This is a genomic window from Paenibacillus sp. 01T443 (genome assembly GCF_056398325.1).
The window spans coordinates 169097-195841 of the sequence record NZ_JBFTPE010000003.1 but is presented as its reverse complement, the minus strand read 5'-3'; the positions used below and the strand labels follow the sequence as shown (position 1 = coordinate 195841).

The 26745-nt window shown below is 48.0% G+C and carries 18 protein-coding genes and 2 riboswitches; of the genes, 1 reads left to right on the top strand and 17 read right to left on the bottom strand.

The features are described from left to right. Positions 1-3: 3 nt before the first annotated feature. From AC1DLI_RS05350 to AC1DLI_RS05310, 9 genes are all read right to left on the bottom strand, one after another. Positions 4-723, bottom strand: coding sequence for an urea amidolyase associated protein UAAP1 (locus AC1DLI_RS05350; RefSeq protein WP_477600337.1), 720 nt, complete (start codon positions 721-723; stop codon positions 4-6). A gap of 59 nt (positions 724-782) precedes the next feature. Continuing rightward, positions 783-945, bottom strand: a riboswitch (guanidine-I (ykkC/yxkD leader). A 119-nt stretch (positions 946-1064) separates the two neighbouring features. Further along, positions 1065-1865 (bottom strand): ABC transporter permease, encoded by an 801-nt coding sequence (locus AC1DLI_RS05345; RefSeq protein WP_477600335.1) that lies wholly within the window; start codon positions 1863-1865, stop codon positions 1065-1067. Between the two features lie 6 nt (positions 1866-1871). After that, entirely contained in the window at positions 1872-2885 is a 1014-nt protein-coding gene (locus tag AC1DLI_RS05340; RefSeq protein WP_477600333.1) for an ABC transporter substrate-binding protein, read from the bottom strand. 119 nt (positions 2886-3004) lie between these two features. After that, positions 3005-3159: riboswitch (guanidine-I (ykkC/yxkD leader) on the bottom strand. A 147-nt stretch (positions 3160-3306) separates the two neighbouring features. Beyond that, positions 3307-5085 (bottom strand): cache domain-containing sensor histidine kinase, encoded by a 1779-nt coding sequence (locus AC1DLI_RS05335; protein ID WP_477600331.1) that lies wholly within the window; start codon positions 5083-5085, stop codon positions 3307-3309. After that, positions 5082-6623, bottom strand: a complete 1542-nt coding sequence (locus tag AC1DLI_RS05330) for a helix-turn-helix domain-containing protein (protein WP_477600329.1) — start codon at positions 6621-6623, stop codon at positions 5082-5084. The genes AC1DLI_RS05335 and AC1DLI_RS05330 overlap by 4 nt, the downstream gene beginning before the upstream one ends. A gap of 126 nt (positions 6624-6749) precedes the next feature. Beyond that, positions 6750-8411, bottom strand: coding sequence for an extracellular solute-binding protein (locus tag AC1DLI_RS05325; RefSeq protein ID WP_477600327.1), 1662 nt, complete (start codon positions 8409-8411; stop codon positions 6750-6752). Positions 8412-8488: 77 nt separating this feature from the next. Further along, complete coding sequence (locus tag AC1DLI_RS05320) at positions 8489-9385, bottom strand: carbohydrate ABC transporter permease (RefSeq protein WP_477600325.1); 897 nt, start codon at positions 9383-9385, stop codon at positions 8489-8491. A 34-nt stretch (positions 9386-9419) separates the two neighbouring features. Next, positions 9420-10376: an ABC transporter permease gene (locus AC1DLI_RS05315; RefSeq protein WP_477600323.1), complete on the bottom strand. Its 957-nt coding sequence runs from the start codon at positions 10374-10376 to the stop codon at positions 9420-9422. A gap of 170 nt (positions 10377-10546) precedes the next feature. Continuing rightward, on the bottom strand, positions 10547-11326 hold the full coding sequence (locus AC1DLI_RS05310) for a YheC/YheD family protein (protein WP_477600321.1): 780 nt from the start codon (positions 11324-11326) through the stop codon (positions 10547-10549). Positions 11327-11515: 189 nt separating this feature from the next. On the opposite strand from AC1DLI_RS05310, the gene AC1DLI_RS05305 reads away from it, so the two are divergent. Then, positions 11516-12820: a glycosyltransferase family 39 protein gene (locus AC1DLI_RS05305; protein ID WP_477600319.1), complete on the top strand. Its 1305-nt coding sequence runs from the start codon at positions 11516-11518 to the stop codon at positions 12818-12820. A 261-nt stretch (positions 12821-13081) separates the two neighbouring features. Here the strand turns inward: AC1DLI_RS05305 and AC1DLI_RS05300 are convergent, their stop codons facing one another. From AC1DLI_RS05300 to AC1DLI_RS05265, 8 genes are all read right to left on the bottom strand, one after another. After that, a complete protein-coding gene (locus AC1DLI_RS05300; protein ID WP_308994317.1) occupies positions 13082-13960 on the bottom strand; it encodes a carbohydrate ABC transporter permease in 879 nt (292 codons plus the stop codon). An 18-nt stretch (positions 13961-13978) separates the two neighbouring features. Continuing rightward, entirely contained in the window at positions 13979-14839 is an 861-nt protein-coding gene (locus AC1DLI_RS05295) for an ABC transporter permease (RefSeq protein ID WP_477600654.1), read from the bottom strand. Positions 14840-15258: 419 nt separating this feature from the next. Beyond that, entirely contained in the window at positions 15259-16956 is a 1698-nt protein-coding gene (locus tag AC1DLI_RS05290; protein WP_477600317.1) for a type 2 periplasmic-binding domain-containing protein, read from the bottom strand. Between the two features lie 102 nt (positions 16957-17058). Beyond that, positions 17059-18699 (bottom strand): response regulator transcription factor, encoded by a 1641-nt coding sequence (locus AC1DLI_RS05285; protein ID WP_477600315.1) that lies wholly within the window; start codon positions 18697-18699, stop codon positions 17059-17061. Positions 18700-18717: 18 nt separating this feature from the next. After that, complete coding sequence (locus tag AC1DLI_RS05280; RefSeq protein WP_477600313.1) at positions 18718-20442, bottom strand: sensor histidine kinase; 1725 nt, start codon at positions 20440-20442, stop codon at positions 18718-18720. Positions 20443-20812: 370 nt separating this feature from the next. Beyond that, positions 20813-23128, bottom strand: a complete 2316-nt coding sequence (locus tag AC1DLI_RS05275; RefSeq protein WP_477600311.1) for a beta-galactosidase — start codon at positions 23126-23128, stop codon at positions 20813-20815. 42 nt (positions 23129-23170) lie between these two features. Further along, entirely contained in the window at positions 23171-24643 is a 1473-nt protein-coding gene (locus AC1DLI_RS05270) for a glycoside hydrolase family 53 protein (RefSeq protein ID WP_477600309.1), read from the bottom strand. A 120-nt stretch (positions 24644-24763) separates the two neighbouring features. Then, a complete protein-coding gene (locus tag AC1DLI_RS05265; RefSeq protein WP_477600307.1) occupies positions 24764-26740 on the bottom strand; it encodes a glycoside hydrolase family 2 protein in 1977 nt (658 codons plus the stop codon). Positions 26741-26745: the final 5 nt, after the last annotated feature.

Here is a 26745-nt window from a genome sequence, read left to right as displayed (position 1 = left end):
GTTCTATAGGCCTTGCAGCRGGTAATATTCCTGCGTATTTTCATAAGCGCGCCGGTTCTCCGGCCGGTAATTCAAGCAATAATCATCGTCAGCAGCCGGGTCAGCTTCCAAAACCTCAATGTGAACGGGAACGGACGGATACTCTCTGCTTGGATCGAGCGGATTAGGCGTGTTCGACAGCAGGAGCAGCACATCCATATCCGTCCTAAGCGTTACGGCTGCACCTGCCTTGCAATGCTCCGAGCTAAAATGCATCCTGCCCTGCTCATCGCAAAACACTTTGGAAAACAAATTCACGACGGGAACAAGGTCCCTCACACCCAGACCGTTTCTCACCAGCTCAACTGCAAAATTTTCTTCTCCGCTGTGCAGCCATTCATTTCGCAGCTCCTGGTAGGTGGTTTTTCCATACTTCACATCCGTAACCTTGCGGCTCGTGTACCCGCTTATCGTATCGTGCCAGCCAAGCTGGTCTTCAACGATGCTCGCCAGCGACCGTCCGTTATCACTCATCAGCACATTCCCTTTTGTTAAATGTGAGGTATACTGCGCTTTTAGCGTGTCGGGCATATTGTAGCGTTCCGTCAAATCCTTTGCGTTATAGAGAAGCAGAGATAGATTCGCCCCCGCTTCCAATGCGGTAAACCGCAGCAATCTCCCCCGGCTGATCGTTCCTGACCACTTTCCTCCTGGACGAATAGTTGTACTCCAAATGCTGCTCATCACTGTTTCCCCCTCGATTAATTGGTTGGCCTTGAAAATAAAGAAAGCCCGGGAGAGTAATCTCCCAGGCTTTTATCCTTCCGTGTACTATAGCCGGCTGCGTTATGGAAAAACCGCCCTGCTATATGCCGTCTCTCGGACCAGTCCTGCTTAAAGCTGACGATGGTTTTGCTCCATTTCTTCTCGTCAGCCGTCTTCAGCGGAACCCTAGACAGCTTGTCGTTCTCAATGGCAATCATGAGAACCTCTATTCAGTTGTCACTTTCCCTAACGTTTGTTAGGAGTATACTAGCGATTAATCATTTTTGTCAATATTCATGTAAGGTATTATTACATTATCGTTAGGCCCAAGGGAAAAGCCGCCGATTTAGAAAGGCAAATATCCGATCGCTGATGAGGCCTAGCAGACCGATTACAATGATCCCTACAAAAATCTCATCCGTATTCAAGAATCGCTGCGCCTTCATAATCTGATAGCCGAGTCCGCTGCTTACCGCTACAAGCTCTGCAACGACAAGATAGGTCCACGCCCATCCCAAAATGAGGCGGAGCGTATTCATCAACTGAGGCTGAATCGCTGGAATAATAACCGTTTCAATCGCCTTCCACCTTGTCGCTCCGAGTGTAAAGGAAGCATGCAGCAGATCATGCGAAACGCGCTTTGTAATATCCGATACCATGAGCACCAGCTGGAAGAAGCAGCCGATAAAGATAAGCAGCACCTTTGCCCATTCCCCGATCCCCGCCCACACCATAATGAGCGGAATAAAGGCTACGGCCGGCATATAGCGGATAAACTCCATCGGCGGCTCCACAAAGGCTTCTCCGTATTTGAACGTCCCCGCGAAAACCCCGATAGGAATCGCGATGACACAGGCTAATAGGAAGCCGGCCGTCACCCTGAATACACTAATTCCGATATGGCCCCAATACTCCGGACTGCCGAGATTAAGAATAAGCTGAACCAGCACCGCATGCGGCTTTGGCAGAAAGATCGGACTGACCGTCTCCGTATAACTGAGCAGCGACCATATTCCGAGCAGCAAAACGAAGGAAAATCCCGCCGTTACGGCAAACGGCTTTGGGCCGATGTCTTTGAATAGCTGAAATTTATGCGGTTTACGTCGTATTGGCGTTCCCATCGCTTATCACTTCCCTGCTTTTTTATTTATAAACTGAGGGTCAAACAACTCATCTACGCTGTCGAGCTTATCGACCATATCGAGCTTATAAAGGAAATCGGCCGTTTTAAGCCCCGTATAGCTAAGCGACGTATAATCATCGTGCTTCTCAAAAGCTTTGATGTTATCTTCAATGCCAAATAGCTTAATGCTGTCTAGACCGAGCTGAAAATCCTCCGGCGTCGTCTCTGCCTTCTCGGCAAGCAGCTTTATCGCTTCCTCCTTGTTCGCCTCGTACCAAGCCAGCGCATCGAACCAAGCATCAACGATTTTCTGTACATCCTCTGGACGCTTCTTCACCACCGAATCACGGAAAACGAGTAAATCTGGAATGAGCCCAGGCGTTTCCTTGGACGAATAGAGCACCTTTCCTTTGCCTTCCTTCACCGCGGTCGTTTGGAACGGCTCCCAGAGCACGGATGCATCCGTATTACCCGAGATAAAGGCCGGGCCGGCATCATTTACCGTCATATTGACATATTTAATATCCTTTTCATCCATCCCGTTCTCCGCGAGGGCGGTAAGCAGCAGGAAATGATCTACGGTACCGAGCTCCGTTGCTACCGTCTTCCCTTTCAAGTCTTTAATCGATTGGATGTCAGGTTTACTTACGATCGCGTCGCCGCCGAAGGAATTATCGTTGACGAGCACGGCCTTGAGGCCAATGCCCTTTGACAGCGGCGCGAGCGAATCGCTCAGCGTTTGGCTGTTCGCATCTACCTTACCGGCTGCTATCGCTTGCAGAGAATCACTGTATACAGGGAAAAACTCCAGCTTCACGTCCACGCCATGCTTCTCAAAGAACCCCTTCTCCTCAACCAAGTACCACATATACCAACCTGGCCATGGACTAAGAGCAATGGTAATGGGATCACCTGCAGCCCCTCCCGCTGTTTCCTTTGCATTTCCAGAGCATGCAGCAAGCCATGTCATCGATACGATAAGCATTAGAACCAATGCAGCTTTAAGTGTTTTTTTCATTTTTCCCCACTCCTGTCTTCTTTTTTTATTCCACCGCGAAACTGCCCAAAGACGGCAACGGCCGTTTACACTTTGTTAGCGCAATAGGCTATAAAAAAAAATAAAAGCCCAGGAGAGTGATCTCCCAGGCTTTTATCCTTCCGTGTTATATAGCTGAGCAGGTGTTTAGGCCGCATCATCTATACGCCGTCTCTTGGACCAGACTTAACTCCTCCCGGGGCGCTTGCTTGCATCGCACCGGGCCGTCGTTAACGGAACCCTAGACTGCTTGTCGTTCTCATCGATTATGCTCGAGAACCTGTATTCATTTGTCACGAAACCTTACGTTTAACCGAATTATAGAGCGGAACGTACGGATGTGTCAATATATATGTTAGGTTTTATTACATGAAAATAAAAAAACATAAAAAAACGCCCTATTTTAAATAGGACGCTCTGTTTCGTTCTCCTTTGTTTTTGCGGGAATGGTCATGCAAACGGAGGTTCCGATTCCCCTTTTACTTACGATCCTGACGCCATACTCTGCTCCGAAGTGAAGCCGGATGCGTCCGTCTACATTGCGAATGCCATACCCAACATTCAAGCTTTCCACCGGATCTGACAGCTGTCGCAGTATTTCAGGATGAATACCGATGCCGTCATCTATGACTTGAAACGTGATCAGCCCGCCTTCCAGCTTTCCGACGATGCGAATATTAATGCGATCTCCGTACCAGGCATGCTCTAACGCATTTTCAATAAACGGCTGCAAAATCAGCTTCACGGTCGTAAACCGCAAAATATCAGGGTCAACATCAAACAACGCCTGCATACCGTCGCCGAACTTGGTTTTTTGTATATTAATATAAGCGCCAACCTGCTCCAGCTCATTTTTAATCGGAATGACGGTTCTGCCTTCATTGAGCGACAACCGATAAAATTTGGCCAAATCGAGCACCATGCGCTGCAGCTTGTCTACTTCTCCGAATTTAGCCAACCGGCTAATCGAAGACAAGGTGTTGTATAAGAAATGAGGGTTAATTTGCGCTTGCAGCGATTCAAGCTCCGCTTCCTTTTTCTTAATATTCGTCATATATACTTCTTGGATCAATTCATCGATATTTTGTCCCATTTCATTAAGTGCGACGGAAATCCGCGTAAACTCGTCCTTGCCCTTAAACACGATCTTCTTCTGGAAATCCCCCTCTTGGAACGCATCCAGCACACGTACGATTTTGGATACCTTGCGGGAATAAAACCGGGAAATGAACAAGCCCACGAACGAAAACACCACATAACATGCCAAACAAATCAGCACCGTCCAAAGCCTCACGTCATTGGTCGCTTTCTCCATAATGTCCGTCGGGACAAGCGCAAGAAGATGCCATTTCAGCTGCGGAATTTCTTCGTCAATCACCCAGTAATGCGCAATCTTCTCCTCGCTCAAGGTTTCGCCAAGCCTATAGTCTGTATCTCCGGAGGAAAACATGATTTTACGATTCTCGTCAATCGCAAAAATCTTCGTACCCTTGCCGATTTTTTCAGAATCGACGCTCTCCAGCAAATCCGTCAGCCTTAGGCTGATCCTTACAAAGCCAATCTCCTCCAGGGAAATCGGATCATTCATATTAACAAGCCGCCTAAGCAAGGAAATATGCCCGAACTTACTGTCTCCCTCCACCTGCTTCCACTGCAAGGTTTGACCATAATGCTCCTTCGGGTAGTTCATATACCAGTTCTTGTCCAGAATCCTCGTTATATGGTACAAATCGAATAAAGGCCCTTCTGCGTTGAGAGGATCGGTATTTTTATAATTATGGTAAATCTCCGGCAGCGTATCGTTGTGCAAATAAACCGCAAGGCGCATTTTGTTGTTAGCAGCCTCAATTGTGGTCTGGATTTTGGGCAGGAGCTGCTTTGTCGTTGCTTCATAGCTGACCCAGCCTTCCTCGTAATGCCGTAAATAAGAAGCTAAGTTGCTGTCAAAATAAAGCATGTCCGAGATGCGGGACATATCCTCCATTTTGTACGTAATATTATCCTTCATCTGCTCCAGTGTTCCGTGATTAATCTCGCGTGTTCTCTCTTGAATCGAGTTCGTAAAGATTATATTGGCCGCGTAGCCGACAAGCAATACCGGTATGATAATAAACAAGCTGTAGGTAAGCATCAGCTTAATGCCGAAGGGCATATAACGATGCTCGTTCTTCTGATTGGTCATGTTCGTCTATACTCCAGCGGCGTCATGCCGTACATTTCTTTAAATTGTCTGCTAAAATAGGGCAAATGCCGATAACCAACGCGATCCGCGATTTCGTATATTTTCATATTGGTCGTTTTTAGCAGCCGGCAGGCTTCCTCCATACGCAGCTGGATGAAATATTCGCTGAAGTTTTTGCCTGTTTCCTCTTTGAAAATCAATCCGAGATAATTCGGCGAGAGCGAAAATTGCTCTGCCAAATCACGCAGCGTGATGTTATCCTGCGTGCGCTCTTTCATATAGTCGATTATTTGCTTAATGAGCTTCCAATTTTTTTTCTGTTTATTCGACTGCAGTGTCTCTGAAATTTCATAGACTCTGCGTCTCAGCCATATGTGAATATCGTTAATGGTTTCGAACTGCATAATGATATCATAATTATTCAATTCCATCCCGAGGAGCTGGAACACGTTTTCATTCGTTCTTTGCAAATAATTATCAAGCTTCATCACGATATAGAGCGCATAATTCCGCAGCGTAAACTTTGATTTCAAGCTTTTGGCAATCTGGAACAATTCATCAAGCTCATCATGGATACGAACCAGCTCGTACGCTGACATCGCTACAAATAACGCTTCAAGCTTCTCGTCGAGATGCTTGACATCCTCTTTCTCCGCAGGCCTTACCTCTCCGTATCCAATGACCTTGCCCTTGCCATAGAACATTTTCAGATCCAAAGCTTCTACAGCCTGCTTGTAGGAATGGGACAACTCGCTGATTGAGCGGCATTGCTCCCCTACTCCTGCCGTAATCGAAAAAGCATGCCGTTCGTTTACATGGCTGATCATCCGCTCCGGCAAATTCCCGTTATCTGCTTGCTCGATAAGGATCGCGATGCGGGTCTTGCTTATTTTGCAAATTTGCCTTACGCCAAGCTCCGTACAAATCGAAACCACCTTCTGCATCTCATCCCGTTCAGGCTCGCTCTCGTCGCTTTGCTTCCATGACCTATCGTCAATTTCGATAACCGCAGCCATTCCCGGATAACGGAAACGGTTCATTTCATATTCCTGGTTCAGGATCTCAACCGTACGCGCACTGCTCGTCCCTTCCAAGAGCTGCAGCAAATATTCATTCTTAACGATCGGAACCATCTGCCAATAAGCATCCTGCCTCTGCCGTTCCTGATCTAAGTCCTCGCGAACCTTGAGTAAGGAATCAATCAGCTCCTGGTCATCCATCGGCTTCAGCACATAATTAACAGCATTGAGTGATAATGCCTGCTTCACGTAGCTGAAATCCTGATAGCCGCTGACGAATATAATTTTAATATCCTTAGACAGCTCAAGCGCGCGTCTTGCGAGCTCCAGCCCCGTCATATTCGGCATACGGACGTCGGTAACGATGATGTCAATCTTCTCCGCATCCAGCACTTTACAAGCGTCAAAGCCGTTCAGTACCCCCGCGACAACCTCCATGCCAAGATCCTGCCAAGGGATAAAGGTACGCATTCCTTCCAAATCCAGCCTCTCGTCGTCTGCAAGCAATACTTTATACATGATGTTATCAGCTCCAATTAGGAAAACGCGATATAGGTTAATACAAAAAAAAGGTTCTACAGAAACGAAAAAACTCGGGTACACTAAATAACTTAGTATACCCGCCGTTTTATGAAAAACTATCTATTATTCCGCTTTCATTTTTGCAAGATTCGCCTGCCATTTTTCTGTTTTGAACGCCAGCAGCTTATCGTAGCCCGCCGATTGCGCATCCTTCTCCGCTTGATCAAGAATAGCCAGCACTTCCGCGTCATCCTTTGCAAACAACGCTTTTGCTCTCACCTCAAGATAGAGATCCTCGATACGTTGACGAATAATGCCTTCTTCTGTTTCCGGCTGCGGATCAATGTTGATGAACTCCGTAGCGTTAGATTGCGTTTTCCAAGTGATTTCACGTTGGTAGCGAGTCGACCAGTTCTGCTGCTCTACCGGCAAAGTAGCTTCGAACTTCGCTTTCGTTGAGTCGATGAATACGGTGTTACCAACCCAGTTCAAGTTAGTTGTAATGCCTTGAAGCTTTGCCATCTCTCCTGCTTCGGATGTATATTTGTCCGTGAAAATCGGTGTTTCGCCGTCTGCTTCTACGCCATCCCAGTAGATGCCTGGAGGTCCCCACATCAATGCGCTTTGGCCTTCAGGGCCTGTCAGCCAGTCATAGAAAGCGAAGATTGCTTCTGGGTTTTTAGCTTTTTTCGTAATAACTGTTACGTTCCAACCAAGCATACCATAAGTGCCCGGGAAAATTTTATCTTTATCCAAGCCTTCTTTGTGAATCGGCCAAATCATGAAATATCCAGCTTCCGGATCGTTTTTCACGAGCTCGGCATGTGCTTGCATCGCGATTTCCGTCGGGCTTGCCGCTGCGAATACCGCTACTCGGCCGGTCATTACTTTTTCCGTAATTTGATCGATCGTTTGCGTCATGGCATCCTGCGTGATTAATTTCTCGCGGAACAGCTTCGACGTGTACTGCATCATTTCGCGGTACTGCGGATCAAGGAAGATCGAAGTCAGCTTATCGCCGTTAGGGACAGCGCGCATGCCAGGAAACTTCTGATCATTTTCTTTGAACGCAGAGTACAATACGTCAAGGCCTTGTCCGTCTTTTGCCAAATGCGGCTCATAAGGAACTACGTCCGGATACTTTTCTTTCACGAGCTTTAAGTAATTGTATAGATCATCCGTTGTTTCAAGCTTAGGTGAGCCAAGCTCAGCGTAAATCTTTTTATTAACAACATAGCCGGCGTTTCCGTTAGGCTGCTTCGTGTACCAGTTAGGGAACTGATAGAGCTTGCCGTCCTCGGAACGAAGCATGTTGATGCCCTCTTCACCGAGCCATTTTTTCAAGTTAGGATATTTGTCCAAGTAGTCGTCGAAAGGTACGAGGAGATCTGCGCTGCGCAGCTTTTCCACATCGACACGCTCCAGCCAGATCGCGTCAGGCAGGTCGCCGGTTGCGATCATTGTGTTCAGCTTCTGAGGAGCTGCGCCGCCGGAATGGATCGGTTTTACATTTACTTTCTTCGTATCTCTAATCCATGTACTTGTAATATCCCCGCCCCAAGCAGGCATTGTGTACCAATCATAATGACCGTAAAGCGTAAAATCAAGCTGCTCCTTGCCTAGCTCATAAACCGACGCCGGTTTGTTGCTGTTATTCGCATCCGCCGTGTTGTTTGCTGTTTCTCCGTTGCCGGAATTTCCGCCATTGCCGCTGCATCCAGCCAATAAAGAAACGGCCATAAAAGCGGAGACGATAGGGACGAGCAGTTTACTTTTCGCTTTCATCTGTATAAAATCCCCTTTCAAGCTCTTTTTTATATGTTCAAAGCTTTCGCTCTAAACCACTTTTCATACGTGGTCTGCTACTCCTTCAAGGAGCCGACCAGCACACCCTTTACGAAATACTTTTGTACGAACGGATAAATCATAATAATGGGAATCGTGGCTACCATCATGGTCGCCATTGACAACGACTTGCTCGTTACCGTTCTCATTTTGGCTAATTGGCCTTGTGCGGCGGAATCAAGCTGAGACATTTGGTCCGAGACAATGTTCGAATTCAAAATTTGCTTTAGCATGGTTTGTATAGGAAGCAGCTTCTCATTGGTGATGTAAATGCTTGGACCAAACCAGTCATTCCAATGAAAAACAGCGGTAAACAGCGATAGTGTCGCAATCACGGGTCCGGAGAGCGGAACGACGATCCGGAAGAAAATGCCCCAGTTGCCGCTTCCATCGATTTTTGCCGATTCCTCGAGACCTGCGGGCAAGCCTTGGAAGAAGGTCCGGAAAATAATCATGTTCCACACGCTGACCAGCGAAGGAATAATGAATACCCAGAACGTATTCATCAGGTGAAGCTCGCGAATCAGGAGAAAGGATGGAATAAGTCCGCCGCTGAAATACATCGTGATGATACATAAAATCATATAAAACTTGCGGCCCATCAGCTCTTTCTTCGAAATGCCGTATGCGAATATGGCCGTTACAAGAATGGATGCCGCCGTACCGACGACCGTTCTGGCAATCGAGACTAGAAATGCGCCGACCAGACGCTTGTCCTTGAAGACGATGCCGTAGTTCTCCAGCGTCCAGGTGCGCGGCCAAAAGGTTACGCCGCCCTTAGCCGTATCTATGCCGGCATTAAATGAAATGACGAGCGCATTCCAAAAGGGATAAAAGGTCAGAAAAGCTAAAAACGTAAGTATGATGTAGATGGTTACCGTCATGACGCGGTCTCCGAAGCTGAGCCTGATCACTGCATCCTCCGCCTTTCCGGGCTAATTATATAGTTTACCACAAGCTGCTGCCGGCTCTGCGTGCCAGGTAGTTCGCCATCGTCAGAAGTCCGACGCTGATTACTGCTTTGAACAAGCCGACTGCAGTGGCGTATGAATACCTTGAGCTCTGTATCCCCACACGATAGACATACGTATCGATGACGTCCGACACATCCCGAAGCACAGGGTTGACGGCAAGCAAGAGAATGTCCTCAAAGCCAGCGTTGAGCAAATTACCGATAGCGAGAATCATGAAGATCAAGACAACCGGCATGATCGAAGGCAAAGTTATCAGGAAAATTTGTTTAAACTTGCTCGCGCCATCCATGGATGCCGCTTCGTACATACTTGGATCAATACTGGCGATTGCCGCGAGATATACGATGGAGCCGAAGCCGATTTCTTTCCATACGCCAGTCGAGACAAGAATGGACCAGAACAATTCCGGAAGCGACAGGAAGTTGATCGGCTCCTCTATGAAATTCATTTTCTCAAGTAAAATATTAACGCTTCCATTGTCGGTAGATAGCATTGACATGATGAGTCCCGCAACGATTACCCAAGACATAAAGTGCGGAAGGTAGCTTACTGTCTGAACAAGACGCTTAAACATCATGTTTTTCACTTCATTTAACATTAAGGCGAGCACAATCGGTGCAGGGAATCCGATGCAAAATTTCAATAAGCTGATGACTATCGTATTTCGCATAACCTCAAAAAACTCCGGTGAGCTGAAAAACATGTCAAAATGCTTCAAGCCAACCCATTCGCTTGCCATAAAGCCTTTGAAAATGCTGTAGTCTTGAAAAGCCATTAATACGCCGTACATCGGTATGTAGCTGAACACGATAATAAGTAATAATGCCGGCAGCACCATCAATTGGATGTCCATTTGCTTTAAAAATCTCAGAAATGCATTTTTAGTTTTTGGTTTAGTTATTAGCTCTTCATTAACGGAAAGCTGCGCCACTACTCAATCCCCCTTGCTCTTGTTGTTCTACTTGTATTCTAGCTTGATACCAAATCGACTAATAGCTATCTGAACAACTAAAAATGATACTTTTCAATCATCGAGGTAAGCGCAATCATTCATTTCACAAAAAAATAGGCCCAGCAGTTCGCTGGCCTGTATTTTTCATTTTATGTGGCCTCACGCCGGCCGTAGCTTGCCGCAAATCGCTTCATTTTTTTATAGGCCGGTGGGTCGAGCCGCTTTAGCGGATGGAATTGCGGATGGTTAGAGTTCACCTCAAGCACCCAGAGATGCCCTTGTTTATCGTAGGCAAAGTCAATGCCAAGCTCATGCATGCCTGAGCGCTGCTTGCTTAAGATCCGCGATATGCGTAAAGCGGTACCTGTAAGTTTCCGTACGCGTCCAGCCGTCTCCTTGGATGAGATACCCTGCTCTGCTCCAAGTCTTTTCATCGTATAAATAGCGCCGCCCTGGTAATAATTCGTTACGATTTTGTTGCGTCCGCCTACCTTTACCATAAAGCCCGTGCAAACCCAAGAGCCTCTTGGTTTGCGCTGAACCATCGCACGGATGTCATAGGGACGATCCTTCACCCGATCCAAGGTTATCCCTTTTTGAATTATAAGCTTACCCGCACTTTTCTTCTTTAGACGATGATAGACTTTAGATATGGAGGCAAATGTTTTGCGGATTTGCTTCTTTCCGACGATCTCATATAATTCATAGCCGGATCGGGTCCGCTTCAGCTTAAATATCCCCCTGCCTTGGAAACCAAAATCAGGCTTTACATATAGCGTGTCGAAGCGATCAAGCATTATTTCCAAGTGCTCTCGACTGAACGAGACCGTTTCCGGGATATGGCTTTTCATTTTTTTATCCGCTGATAAGTATTTGCAGACACGCAGCTTCCCTCTAAAGTTACGGCTGGCATATCTTTTTTTGAACATCTCGGCTCACCTCACCTTACTATATGAAAGCAGGGCAGCAAGCAATTGTACGGATGTTTATACGCGCCAAAAATAGTAACCGGGGCAGCTGGCGGATTCGGAACAATTTTCATCTTATATACGTTATAATTGAAGTAGAGGGAAATTCTGTTTATCTCTACTGAAATATATTCGAGAGGTGTGTCGTTTTTGTTTAACCTGAATCACGTATCAAAGCCGGTCAAAATCACTCTACTGCTCACTATTCTTATCGTATTCGCAATCAGTGCCGCGTCTGTTCTCCTATACGGCGATCATTATTTGCTAGGCTCCTATGAGAAATTGAACAATGATGACGTGAAATACGTCAATAGCGCAAAAATTTTATTGAACAAGCATACGCTTGCCTATAACAGCGGCGAAGAACCTTCCTCCTTCATTATGCCGGGGATGCCCTTTGTATTGTCCGGCCTCATGCTGATTTTTGGACAAGGAGATGCCGCTGTCATCGCGTTTCGCATTTTGCAGGTGATTCTTCAGGCCTTTTCTGTTTATTTGATATTTGTTATTGCGAATAACTTGTTTAACAGCCGGACAGCTCTGATCGCGAGTATAGCAACGGCTTTATATTTACCGGACTATTTCTCTTCGGGCGTTATATTGTCGGAGACGATTTTCCGGACGATCTTTATCCTTTTGGTTTACTTCAGCCTTCTGGCTTTAAAGAGCAATCAAACGAAGCATTATATTATCGTCGCGGTGCTTGTCATCATGGGCTGTTATTTCAAACCGCATACCGGACTCTTCCCCGTCGTATTGTTCCTATTATGGTTGTTTAATAAGGTGTCATGGAGAACAATCGTGAAGCATACGGTCGTCATATCCGTTACGATGGTGCTGCTGCTCTCCCCATGGTGGATCCGGAATTACATAACTTTTGACGAATTCATTCCTTTTACCAAGTCCGCTGGAAATCCGATGCTGCTCGGCGCTTTAATCAACAACGCGGCTCCAGCAGAACCGTTCTTCGATGCTCACCCTGAATATGCGGCTCGGGATAGAGCCAGCTTATTCGCAGGCTCGGATGACGCCATGGCGGACACCGCCAAAAAAATTATAAGCTTCGGCTTTAAGCATCAGCCCATGGAATATCTGAAGTGGTATACGATTGATAAAATGACAGGTTTGTACCTCGGGCCTTATTATTGGAAAACCGTGTTTAATATCCCTCTCCCGCTGGTCGTCTTGTTCCATTTTATTATGATGCTTATCAGCAGCGCCGGCTTGCTGCTTATGCTTATCAATGCGATTGCTCGGCGCAATATCCCTTATTTGCTCATCTTGCTGACACTTGCTTATTTTACCGTCATCTATATTCCATTCGTCGCTTTCTCCCGCTACGGCTATCCAAACATTTTCCTTATTTTCCTAGGAGGAGCTTACTTAATCGAGCGGGTAATAAGCGTTCAATCGGTGAAGGATTTGGCCGTTGGGCCTGAAGTGAGAAATCTATAAGGGAATATACTACCCACCTTCAAAGGCTTTTCGAACCCACCCAAACCCTCCCTTCCAAGGGAGGGCCCCGAGGCGCTGCGCCCTCTGGACACCTGCACCTGGAGTAACCCAGGAGTTAGTGAGGCGCTTGATCGTTACGTCGGGGTTGGAGCGCTTTCGTCCCTGGGGGACACGCTTAACTTCGGAATAGGGAAACAAAAGCACAAAGGAGGCACCTAGCGCTAGGCTAAGTGCCTCTTTTTCTGTCCATGTGACTTACTTCTACTCCTTAACCGATCCCATAACCAAACCTTTTACAAAGAACTTTTGGAGGAATGGATATACGATCAGGATCGGGAGCGCACCAATGAAAATTTGCGCCGATTTTACCGTTTTTTGCGAGATCAAAGCTAGATCGGCTGGATTGATACTCATCGAGCTCATATCGCGCTGAATGATTACCGTCTGAAGGAAGGTGGCCAGCGGATATTTTTTTGGATCGCCAATATAGAGCAAGCCGTCGAACCAAGAGTTCCAATGAAATACCATGCTAAACAAAGCAAGCGTCGCAATTGCTGGCAGCGAAACCGGCAAATAAATGCTGAACAAGGTCCGGAAATGGCCGGCCCCGTCGATTAACGCCGCTTCTTCAAGCTCCTTCGGAACGCCGCGGAAGAAGTTAAGCATGAGGATCGTTAGGAATACGTTAACTGCACCAGGAAGCACGAGTACCCAAAAGTTATCCATTAAGCCGATCTTCTGAATGACCATATAGAAAGGAACAAGACCGCCGTTAAACAACATCGTGAATACGAACAGCCAGGCATAAATGTTTCTCCCACGGAAAGCATTATTTTCTTTGGACAGCGGGTAAGCAGCCAAGAAGGATAACACCAGCGTTAGCAGCGTTCCGATGACCGTTCTTTGTACGGCGATCCACATCGAGTTTAGAAAGATCGGGTTGCTTGTCGTTTTTTTGTAAGCCTCAAGCGTGAAATCGACCGGCCATAGGCCGACGATATTGGCATCAGCCGCAGCCTTCGCGCTAAGCGATACCGCGAACACATGCAGGAGCGGAATGACGCAAAGCAAAGCTAGAACGATCAGCAGGACCGTATTAAACGTATTGAATATGCGATAGGATGGTGATTTATGATACATGCCGCATGGCCTCCTTTATTAAAAGATTCTGTAATTCGCCAGCTTGTAAGCCAGGCGGTAAGATATGACGACTAATACAAAGCTGATTACCGATTTAAACAATCCGATTGCCGTTCCAAAGCCCATCTCGCCGTTCAAAATCGCCGTCCGATATACAAAGGTATCGATAATATCGCCTTTTGCATAAACCAATGAATTATACAGGTTGAAGATTTGATCGAAGCCCGCATTCAGCACGTTACCGAGTGCCAGCGTGCCTACGACGATCGCAATCGGAATCATTGACGGAACGGTAATGTGGATTGTTTGCTTCCAACGGTTAGCGCCGTCTACCTCTGCCGCTTCATAGAGCGACGGATTGACGTTGGCAAGGGCTGCTAGGAACACGACCGTTCCGAAGCCGAACTCTTTCCATACGTCGGAGAGAATAACCGTAAAGCGGAACCAGTCGCCATTGCCGAGGAAGAAGATCGGCTGGATGCCAAACGCACTGGTCAGCAGGCGATTCACGAGTCCGCCCTCTGTTGACAGCAGGTCTGTCAAAATCCCGCCCAAAATGACCCATGACAAGAAATGCGGCAAATAAACGAGCGTCTGTACGAAACGCTTTACGAGCTGCTTTCTAATCTCATTCAAGAGAATGGCGAACATAAACGGAGCAACCAGGTTCAGCACCATTTTGAAAATCGCAATGATCAGCGTGTTCCAAATAACCTGTATGCTGTCCTCTCTCTCAAATAAATAACGGAACTGATCAAGCCCAACCCATTCCGAGCCGGTCAAGCCAAGCCAAGGTTTATAATCCTGAAAGGCCATGACTAATCCACCCATTGGCAAATACGCGAAGATGATTAGAAAGACAAGGGATGGAAGCACCATAAGATGAAACGGCCATTGTTTTATAAGGTAATAAAACAGCGGTTTTCCTTTAGATTTGACAACAGATAACGAGATGTCGTCTTGTTGAAGCGTTTGCTGCTGTGACATTTTTTTGTTCCTCCCGCTGGATGAAATGTAGAACGCGATCAGCCTCTTCCAAGGCGCGTATGCTACCTGCGTTTCTTATAATAAAATTATATCAGCGCCAGAAAAATTGAAGTAGCTAACAAACCCAACATTCATGGCACAAATGCAACCTCTTTTGACGTGCGCACCCAAGCGTAAACGGCTGACGCCGTCCTTGGCGGCAAAAGCTCGTTTCGCGGTGAAATATAAGCAACGTATAAGGTTGAATTTTATACTTTCTTATATTTCAAAAAAAATGCGGTCCCCTAGGGACCGCATTCTTATTGCTTACACTATTTTGCTACGCTCGAATACCACTCATTTACTTCCTTCGTAATATCGTCGCCGCCGGAAGATTTCCAGCTCTTCACGAACTCATCGAAGGCTTCTGCCGGCTTCGCGCCGTAAATGATTTCGTTGAACGTTTGCGCTTCGATTTTCTTCAAATAATCCATGCGCGATTTCATTGTTTTTGTGGATGGACCTACAAACATATCTTTTTTGGAGATCGCCTCTTGCTCCATTACGACAGTAGCAGCAAGAGCGGTTTGCGGTCCGTATTGCGCAACGACTTCTTTCTCGCGCGTCGTTGTTGCTTCCTTGCCTTCTGCCAGGTTAAGCAATGCTTTAAACTGCGCATCAGGAATACGAGCGCCGTCACGTACGATGAAGTAGCGGAGCGGAGCCGTGATTGCGCCGCCCGGCACATCATCCAAATACAAAGGCTTGCCGCTTGCATCAAGCGCGTAATCATAACCTTCGAAAGCGCCTAGCTCGAACGGGCTGCCTGGTTGCGGATCAGCCAGATTTTCAAACAGATAATTCTCATAAGTAAAGAATGCTTCAGGATTTTTCATATCTTTGTTAATCAGAATAACGCCGTTTACAAAATGCGTACCGTGACGCATTGCCGTGCCGTCTTCGCCTGTAGGAATCGCATAAGGCTTCCATACTGCACCCTCAACGTTTTTGGCAGTATCCAGCAATGGCCAGCCGCTCATCCAGTAAGGTCCAGGGATAATACCTGCCGTCCCGGCAACTGCCGGTTCAGATGTTTTGTTCTCGTCCCATAGCGCCGCTTCTTTCGGGATATAGCCTTTGTCGCGCCATTCCTTCAGCTTCACGAGGCCTTGCTTGATGCCAGCGTTTGTAGAGCCGTATTCCAATGTGCCGTCGGCTGCGAGGTTCCACTGCGAAGGCAATGTGCCGTATGCGCCGAATACCCATGACGGGTCGCCCATCCAAGTGTTCATCGACGTTTTAAAGCCGACGCTTAGCGGAACGACTTTGTCCGGTGCCAGTCCTTGCGGATTGTTGTTCTTAAAGGCTTCCATTACGGTTTCAAGCTCCGCAATCGTTTTTGGAGCTTCCAGCTTCAGTTTATCCAGCCAATCTTGACGGATCCAAAGCATATAATCACTGTTGTACGCGTAGTCAAGAACCGGAATACCAATACGTTTGCCGTCTTTGATATAAGAGTTCCAAACGGTTGGGTCAAGGTTCATAGCTGCTTTCCATTTCTCGCTCGCGTATTTATCGAAAAGCGCGCCCGCGTCTTGGAACATGCCGGAATCAATGAGATCCTGCGCAAGCAGCTTGTCTCCGATAACAGCTACATCAGGCATTTTTTGACCGGAAGACATCGCAAGACGCATTTTTGTCGCAAACGCACCGTTTGTATCCGTTACCGACCAAAGCGATTCAACTTTAATACCAAGTGTATCGAGCGCCCATTTCGTTGCCACGTTGTTTTCGATCGTCTCACCCTCGCGGAACGTAAGCGCAGGATCGACTCCCCATACCGTGGAGATGGTAACCGGCGGATCATATTTCTCTTTGTAAGGGTTTTCCGCATTGCCCGCGGCGGCATTGCCATTCGCTGTATTAGACGGCTCCGCTTTATTGCCGCTGTTCGAGCAGCCGACGATGGCAGAGACGATCAGCAGCATACAAATTGCAAACGTAAACCGTTTTTTTGTTTTCGTACTCATTGTAATCCCCCTCATGATTATGTTCTACAAGTTTAATTATAGGATGGGCAGCAGCCCCAGCCTATGACACAATGCGAACATATCAGCACCTTTTGCAACCATTTACTGCTCTCGGAACTCCTGAGGCGTCATACCGTAATATTTTTTGAATGTTTTACTGAAATATTGCGGATTCTGATAGCCCAGCTCGCTTGTGATTTCATARATCTTCTTGTTTGTGTTTTTGAGCAAATATAGCGCCCGCTCCATCTTCATGCCGATGATCCATTCGCTTAAGCTTTCTCCCGTTTCCGCTTTAAATACCTTAGAGAGGTATACCGGATGCAAAAATACACGGTCCGCGATCGTTTTGACCGTCGTATCCTGGCTCAGATTAGTCGCCACGATTTCCTGTACCTGCTTCACAATGAAGCTTTTGGCGCTTTCCTCATTCACCGAAAGCTCGGTCTGCAGCTTGTTCAGCACGCCGATCGACCACTCTTCCAGACGGTCAGGAGATAGGACCATCGTCTGATCCAGAATAAAATCGATGCCAAGCTCGTTAATTTGCGATACATATTGTCCTTGTCTATGTGCAATGTACATAAAGGCGTTGGTCAGCGCCAGATATACCTCGTAAAGATGCTCACGTGAATATCTGGTTTGTTTCAGATCAGCAAACACATCTTTGATTTTCTGCGCCACCGCATCCCAGCGCTTCGATTCCAGCAGCGTAATCATCGTCGGCGGCTTGTACAGGGTTTCCATCGATTTCACGAACATATGATCCTTGCTCACCCGGTCCTCGAGAAAATGAACCGAATGCTGCTCCTCGTTTGCTATCATGAACATTGCGCCAAGCCCCGCGCGGTAAGCCGTCGTAATCGATTCAGGAAATTCGAACCAATCCGTTACGACAATCGAAATCTCGCCCTTGAGATAGTTACTGACGTTGCCGCGAAGCTTTTTCGTCGCATCCACTAGATTCGTTTTGCGCAAGCTGCGATTTTCTGCGCTGTAATCGAATTTCTCACCCGCCTCATACCTTGGCTGTACCATAATAAGCAAGTATTCATGCGGCGCCTTGCAGTGCCAGACGTTAAAATGGTTCGCGAACGATTCCTCTGCGATATTGCCGACCGCAAATTCCATCAACGAGGCGGAGCTATAATCCAAATGGGAAAATTGCTTGCCTAGCTGAACAAGCATCATGACGGTAGGGCGCTCCATCACAAGCGGGATCTCATATTGCGTCAGCTTCTCCTTGATCGTTTTCGGGGAAAGCTGCCTGCCCAGCACAAGATCCACCATAAAATTGGCGCGAAGCACCTTGAAATCAGATTTGCGGTCATACAGCAGCTGCTGATACTTCTCTGCCTGTTCCCATTCATCCTTTAACGCCTCGATTGCGCCTGATACGGTCTTGACGAATTCATCATCATTCACCGGCTTCAATATATAATCGAAGGCTTGCAGTTGAACCGCCTTCTTGGCATATTCAAAATCGGAATGGCCCGTCAATAAGACACATTTGATATGCGGCCAGCGCTGGCCGATTTCCTGAACGAGCTCCAGTCCGTTCATTTCCGGCATCGCGATGTCGGTTACGACAATGTCGATCGCATTCTCCTCCAGCAGCTCCAGCGCTTCGAAGGCGGACGCCGCCTGATAGACGCTCTTCACGCCGATTGAAGACCATGGGATCGTTTTCTCCAAGCTCCCGGTTACATAAGACTCATCATCGATTAATAGAATTTCAATCATCGGAATTCCCCTCTTTCTCTAAGCTGTTGACCATGTAATCGTGACCTTTAATCCTCCAAGATTGGATGATGAGAAGCTAACACCTGCGTTTCCACGGAAGCGCAGATGCATGCGCTGATGCACATTCCAAAGCCCGCAGCCCATCTGCTCATCCATTTGATGCTGCATTTTGTGCTGAAGAATCAGGATATCCTCTGCGCTCATCCCCTTGCCGTCATCCTCAACGATCAGCCTGGCCCCATCCTCATGCCACTCACCTGTAATTTGGATGACCGAAGCATCCGACCAAGCTTCAATGCCATGAATAACCGCATTCTCCACAAGCGGCTGCAGCATCAGCGGCGGAATCTCTAAGTGAAGCATCTCCGACGGTAAATGAATGGAATAATTCAGTCTCGCCATTCGCATCTTCTGAATTTCCAAATAGCTCGTTACGAAATTTATTTCCTCCGATAAGGCTACAAGATCACGCTCCTGCCTTGTCGTATACCGGTAATAGTTCGATAAATGATGGGACATGGCGACGACTGCTTCGTTTTTCTCCAATTTAGCCATACTCGATATGAACGAAAAACAATTATAAAAGAAATGCGGATTGATTTGCGACTGCAGCTGTTTTAGACGAGCCTCCCGCACATGGATTTTTTCCAAATAGACCGTTTCGAACAGCTCTTGGATTTGGGCTACCATCAAGTTGAAGCGCGTATACAAAAAGCCGAATTCGCTCCTGCCGCGCGGCTTCATCCGTACCGAATAATCCCCGTTTTTCAGCTTTTGGAAACCGATGACGAGACGCTTGATCGGCACCTGCACCTGCGCGTATAAGAGATAGGCCGCAATACAGCAAAGCAGCAGCAGGGCTGCCATGGAAACATAAAATAATTGATTGGTTTTTTGAATCGGCCGGATGATTTCGGATATCGGAATATAGTCAATCAAATGCCAGCCCATCGTTTCCGACTTAACGATATTGACCAAATATTTTTCTTCCCCTACTTGAACCGTCCGGCTCTCCATATCCTTCAGCGGCTCTGACTTCAGATGCATGAGTACCTGATTCGTCAATTCCTTATCCACCGAACGGTTATAGATGATTCCCACATCTTCCATATAGTAAAAAGGCTCTCTACGTCCGCCGCTCTTGAACTTGTCCAGCATGTCCTTAATATTCGAGCTGTCGAACTGAACCTCAATAATCAAGTTGGAGCCGCTCGGATCCAAATAGCTCGAATACGGGGTTACCGCATACCGGGAAAAAACGAACTGCTCGCTCTGTCCATTATTAACCACTTTCACTTGCCAGCCGGGCTTCAATCTTTTTTTCAAATCCGCATCGTCATATTGAACTGCGTCGCGATCGGAAATATCCCGATGAATAATCGGCGAATAAATATGCAGGCTGCTGCGCCATTTTGATGAGTTTTGCTGAATGGCAAGCTTCGTTTGGATCCGTTTGATTAGCGTTATCGTGTTCAGGCTCAGCTCATTCGTTTCGATGAAAAAGTCGCGAAGGGATGAAATATCGGGGTCCTGGATAAGCAGGTCAGGCCACAGCGCCATGGAATCGATCGTCGTATTGACTTCGTTTTGAAAAAAAACAAGCTGGTTCGTGTTCGACTTATTAAGCTCCTCGCGAAGGACATCCGTGCTTGTCTTGTTGGAATAAAAATAAAGGAGCAGAATCGGCGTCAGCATAATGATGATCAGGGCGACGATTTTGGTAAATAGATTTATTTTCGGCATGATGGCTTCGCACCTCTACAGGATGTTCTATGGGCAGCTATATAGCGAATTTTTTCGCCCTTTCCACCATACGTGGACACTTAGGATATATCAACCTGTAAAATCAAAACAAATACAATGTTTTCGCAACTCATTCAAAAAGGATAGCCTTATTCCCGCAAAAAAAACCAGAGTTTCGGGGTTTCTCCCGAAATTCCGGTTTTGTTCTTTTAACTGCGCGGGCAGATCATTCTTCCGATCGCTGTTGCAGCCAGATTCTTTGAATTTTCTTAGCCCCTAAAGGGTAAGAATCCGGCTGCAAAGGCGAACACTCCGTTTCTCCAGAACGATCTGCTCGCTCCGCTCCAGCTTCCCTCTTTGACAGTTCCTCTTAACCAAATGATTTAAACAATGCCGTTGTGTAATAAGGAATCGGCTCGATCCTGTGGAATATCGCTATCTCGACGCCTTCAAACCTTTCCACCAATGCTTGGTTTACGAACGTATGCACCGTGCCTTTGCGCAAAGGCGTGATTGACAGATGCAGCTGTTTGTTCTCCAAATCGTCCTTGAACTGCTTTAAACCGATCGGCCAGGCCTCGCCGTAATGTATGTGGTCCGTGAGCAAGCGGTTATCCAAGTAAGCGCCGGCTACGTCGCCGTCGTATTCCACTTGCAGGAACACATCTGATACCTGGCTGGGCCAGTTGATATCCAGCTCAACGAGCGCGCTTCGCTCCTCCTTTTTACTCACTTTTATCGTCGGCGCATAGACTGGAACCTCGATCTCGTAGGTTTGGAACATTCCCTGTTGCTTCGTTTGAACCGTACCCTGACTAGATAGAAGTGCGTGCTCCGGCAGCGCGGGACAAATCGATACGCTCCAGCGTGCTTGTCCTTCTGAGGTAGAAACGAGGCGCTCATCCTTTGCGTATAGACGGCTTTCGCTCATCACAAGTCTATCCTCGCCCCATAAGCGGAACTTATAGGTATTAAGAGCTTCCTTCCTTGACAGCACAAGGATTTGCACCTTGCTGCCGTTCGCTAGCACCGCTGTAAAAGCATGCTCACGGCCGATTTGCGGCCGAACGACGATGGTTTTCTCATCGATGGCAGCCTCTGCGGATTCGAGCGATACAGCCGCGACGCTCGAGCGGCTGAACACAAGCTCCGGCACAAGCGACGGCTGCGCATAAAAGACGAGAACCGGCTGTCCGTCCACATTCAGCTTGGTTAAAGGTTGAACGGTTGCGCTCACAATCAGCGCTCCCTCAATCTCAAGATTGAACGGCAGAACAGCGCATACGTCCTGCTTCAAAGTTAAAGTACCCGTATGTGGGAATGCGACCTTCCCTTGTTCCGTATCCAGCTCGATTCGGATGCCCTCGCGATCAGGAAGCTCGAGATGATCCTGGAAATTGTTTAGGAACAGGAAGCCGGAGCCGTCCTTCTGGCGTACGCACCAGCGCAGTGATTCCGTATCCTCCGGGTGAATAGCAGACTGCCCTTCCGGCAGCACCGTTCCCATGGGCGCCAAAATCGATCCGAATGCGTCCATAAACAATGACAAGGAGCGGATACGGTCATAGGATTTGCCGACACGCCCGAACTCGCCAAGCGGGGATTGGTAATCATAAGTGATTTTCGGAAGGCCGTATTCATTCAAATAACCATGCTTGCCTACCGGGTTGGAGCCGCCGTGATACATGTAATAGCCGAGCAGATTGCTGCCGCTTGCCAGCTTGACGAGCGTCATCGCCTCCACGCTCTCCGGGCTGACATTTGGACGGGCCGTATAGCTGACCTGCATGCCGCCCGCCATTTCGCAATACGCAACCGGATAATCAAGCGTATCGTAATTGACCTCCTCGGACGGCTTCACATGCAGGTCGCGGTAAATATACTCGCCGCTCGGCGGCTGGTTCGGAATCCATGGCGTATAGGCATAACCTGCCAGCATCGGCAGCGTGTCCGACTCCGGCACGGCAGCGCCGCCCCATGCGGTCGCCGTAAAGAACATTGGCGTAATGCCTACTTCCTCCGCGATTCGGCGAAGCTCAGCCAAATGCTCGTTTCCGCCTTTGCCGGAGGACATAAATACGCCTGTCTTATACCCCCAAGAATCGAGTGGCGCTCCACAGTGCATATACTCGTTCTCCAGCTGAACCGCGATGACCGGCCCGCCTTCCGCAAACAAGGAGCCTTTGACCTGCTTAGCAATTTGACGGTAGAGACGCTTCGCGTAAAATAAATACAATTCATCATTCGTACGGATTTCAAGCGGCTTGCCGAATACCCAGTCCGGAATGCCGCCATTTCTTACCTCACCGTGGCAAAACGGCCCAATCCGCAGTACAAGCGGCAGCTCATGCTTGGCGCACAGATCCACGAAATGGCGCAAATTACGGTTTTCGTTCCAATTGAAGATGCCTTCTTCTTCCTCATGATAGTTCCAGAAAATATAGGTAGCGATGATGTTCACGCCGCCAGCTTTCATTTTCAGCAGCTCTTCCTCCCAGTGCAAATAAGAAAAACGCGAAAAATGAAATTCGCCAACGACCGGAATAATCGGCTGTTCATTGCGCAGCATGTGAAAATTCGTAAAGCCAAAGCTTTCCCCCTTCGGGTTCGAGCCTTTGCTGCCTGCCAGCTTGCCTGGCTTAATCTCTTTATTGGGGCCATCAAGCGTAAGCGAATACGTAGTCATGAGAACTATTCCTCCTATAATAAACAGCAAAATCAAAATCGATTAATTGTTGTATTTGTAAGCAAACATCGCAGGCAGCGCGTTTCCGTCAAAATCAAACAACGTTGTATTATCGACGACATTCGGAGCATCCTTTTGCCAACCGACGCCCGGTACGTAAATCATGACCGGATCCCAGTAAAGAACGCCGAGGCATCTTCCCTGCTCCACCTGTTTGATTCCGTTCATCAAGGCGTATAGAAAATCCCGTTGTCCTTCCGGCGTGCTTTCATATGGCTCGGGCCCGTTGTTCTCCAACTGCCCCCTCATTCCGCTGCATGTTGCCCTGTTCCAGTTGAAGCCCGTTTCCATTAAGAGAATATCCTTATCGAATCTTTGAACGAGCTTGTTGCAAAACTCAACGAGCTGCTGAACCGAAGCCTGCGTCCAAAATGGATAATACGAGGGTCCGATAATATCGTAAGGCACGCCATAACGCTCGCAGTTGCCAAAAAACTGCTCATACTTTGCATCCTCGGTCGCGCCGTCTAGATGAATGACCACCTTGCTCTGATCCGATACTTCCTTCACCCCACGATAGCCTGCCTTCAGCAGCTCTGCGAGCTGCGGCCAATTGGCCACAGATCCATCCGGATAACAGATACCGCCTTGAATTTCATTGCCTAACGATACGTATTCCGGTGCGGTACCTTGACTGACCAAGCGTTCCATAAACGCGCGGGTATACTGATACAAAGCCTCTTTAAGCTCATCAAAAGCAAGACCCTCCCAGGCATGGGGCTTGTGCTGCGCCGCCCCGTTTGTCCAATAATCGCTGTAATGAAACGAAAATTGTATTTGGAAGCCTTGCTCCTTCGCGCGCTTAGCCAAAGCAAGCGTTCGCTCCTCATTCTGGTACCCTCGCTCATCCAGCTGGTTAGAAGGCCAAAAATCAGGATTACCTGGATCGTTATAAAGCCGGATCCGAACGATATTGTGGCCGTACGCCTTCAAAATCGCAAGACCGTCCTTCGGTTCATGCTGGTCCCTGTAAATACCGCCGTTTTCTTCAATGCGAGGCAGCTCGGAGATATCGCCGCCCTTTAGCATCTCGTAGGAACGGTCGCTGCGCACCAGCTCAAAAGAATGTATGCTGCACCAATTCCCGCCAGCCGCTTCGGTATAAAGACCGATTGTGCATTCACCTTCCCTAACCTCGATGCCTCGAACGATTACCTCCAACCACTCGGACGAGACCGGCAGGCTGGTCAGCCTAATTTCGCCGTTCGCAGCGTCAGCGTAAATGTAGCATTTTTGCTGCCCCCCACCGTTTTTGATTATGGCGGTTAACGTATAATAGCCCGGCTCTAACTGCTTTATGGTTTGCGAAACGACGAAACGGTACGCGGTTGTCTTTTCTATGTTGAGATATTCTACAGACGTCTGGCCGTCAAACAAAATGCTCGCGGTCTCTTGGCTGCTGCTTGAATAGATGTTCCAATCTGACAGTCTTCTTGCTTCGAAGGGAATAAACAATTTGTACCTCTCCAATCTATCAAGATGGTATTCCCTGTTATCGTAACAAACCGCCAGCAGCCATTATAGGGTATATTCACAACATTATGGTTGCTTATGCAACCACTTAGATCCTTGCGGTTATTCTACTGCCGTTATATGCAGTTTGCCATCCATCACGGAAAAGCCGGTAGGACGGCTAATATTGAAAGAAAGCCCGCCTTCAGCCGATATCCTGCCCTCGGGAATGATCAGGCACCAATCCTCCCCGGCGTCCAGAGATGGGATTTCATGCACGCTGCCGCTTCCGTCCGGATGGACAAGCGTGAACACATACCCGCTGACCGCATGCCTTGGAATATCGTCGCGGACGGACAAAACAACATTCAGCGCTCGGTCCTTATCAAGCAAAGCATGCTTCACGGCAATCGGGGCGCCAATGGCGCGAAGCGTTTGATAAGAAGGCTTAGGCTCGCCGTATACGTCCGTCGTGCCGTGAACCCTTTGCCGCAATCTCCCTTCACCTTCTTCTCCCATTTGCGTACGGTAATCATTGAGGCTGAAAAATATAAGCGCCGCAATCCCCTCATGCTTGCGGTATTCCCCGGTCTTCTCCAGCAAAATGCCGATGCGCCTTTCATCTCCGCCTGGGAATGCCGGCTCACATAAGCCATACTCCGCAACGACAAGAGGCTTATCCGGATAAGCGGCATCCATGCTGTGAATGACCTCCTTCATATCCAAATCGCCATGCCAGGTTCCGATATAATCATTCCACATCAGCAGGTCCCCTGCTCCTGTCGCGTCGCTCTCCGGCTTGAAATGAACCGAGTTGCTCACGTAATTAATGAACCGATTCCCGTCAAGCGTTACCATATACTGTTTCAACTGTTTCATATAGCTAATCGTACGCTCGTCCTGGCCGTTCACTTCATTGCCCATGCCCCAGGCATAGATCGACGGATGATTGTAATGCCTAAGGATCATCTCCTCCGCATGCTGCTTGGCGATAGGAAGCAAGCTTTCATCCGGCTCGCCGGGCTGCTGCCAGTGCGGAATTTCCTCCTGCACAAGAAGCCCGTTTCGATCGCACCAGTCCAGCAGACGGCTGTCCTGCTGCCAATGGAATCTGGTAATAACGCAGTTCGCATTCTTGATTTTCTCCAGCACTTTAATGAGATCCGCCTCAGACTCCGCCATGCCTTTGTCCGGGTGGGAGCCAGGCATCCATTCCACGCCCATCAGACGGACCGGCTCACGATTTAGCAGCAGCTGATGACCAGCGGCTTTGATCTCGCGAAAGCCTGCATTGATGCTCAACTGATCTGTTTCAACCCCTTCTGCCATGAGCGTAATTTGGATGTTATAGAGATTGGGATGGTCAAAATGCCATAGCTCCGGCCGTTCAATAAGCAGCTCCTTCAGCAGAAGCAAGCCATCCTGCGCATACGTATCATACCGGTCGCTTACGATTAGCTTCTCTTTCCGCCATACGGACAGCATCACCGTAATGGGTTGTTTCTCTGCTATCGCCGCATTCCACAGCTTTATCCCGCCCTTGATTATGCCTTCTTGTACCGAGTGGTCGGCACCGGAGAAAATCGGAATGGCATCCACCATCGCATAGTCGATAGCAACTGCTCCTGTTACGATCATGGATACGCCTCGAATGATCCCGCCGTCATCCGCCCAGTCAAAGCTGTTTCGGATCGGCAGCGCCAACTCGCTATTTTTGTTATTAACGGAAACGACAAGTCGGTTGGACTGACCAAATGACACATAAGCGGAGATATCTATTATGAATGTCGTGTAACCCGAATGATGATGTGCGCCTGCCTGCTTCCCGTTTACCCAGATGACGGCATCCCGGTAAACCGCATCGAACTGCAGGCGAATCGTTTGTCCCTGCCATTCCTTTGCAATCTGTAATTCATAACTGTACCAAGCAAGTCCTCTATACTCCTCAAAACCTCGTTCGACGTTCCATGTATGCGGAATCTTAACACTTCGTGCGTCAGGCAAGCCGCATGCGAACCATTTTTCTTCCATGCCATTGCCAGCAGGATCCGTTTGAAACTGCCAGTCCTCCGCTAAACCCGTCGTCATTCGTATGGGCATATCCG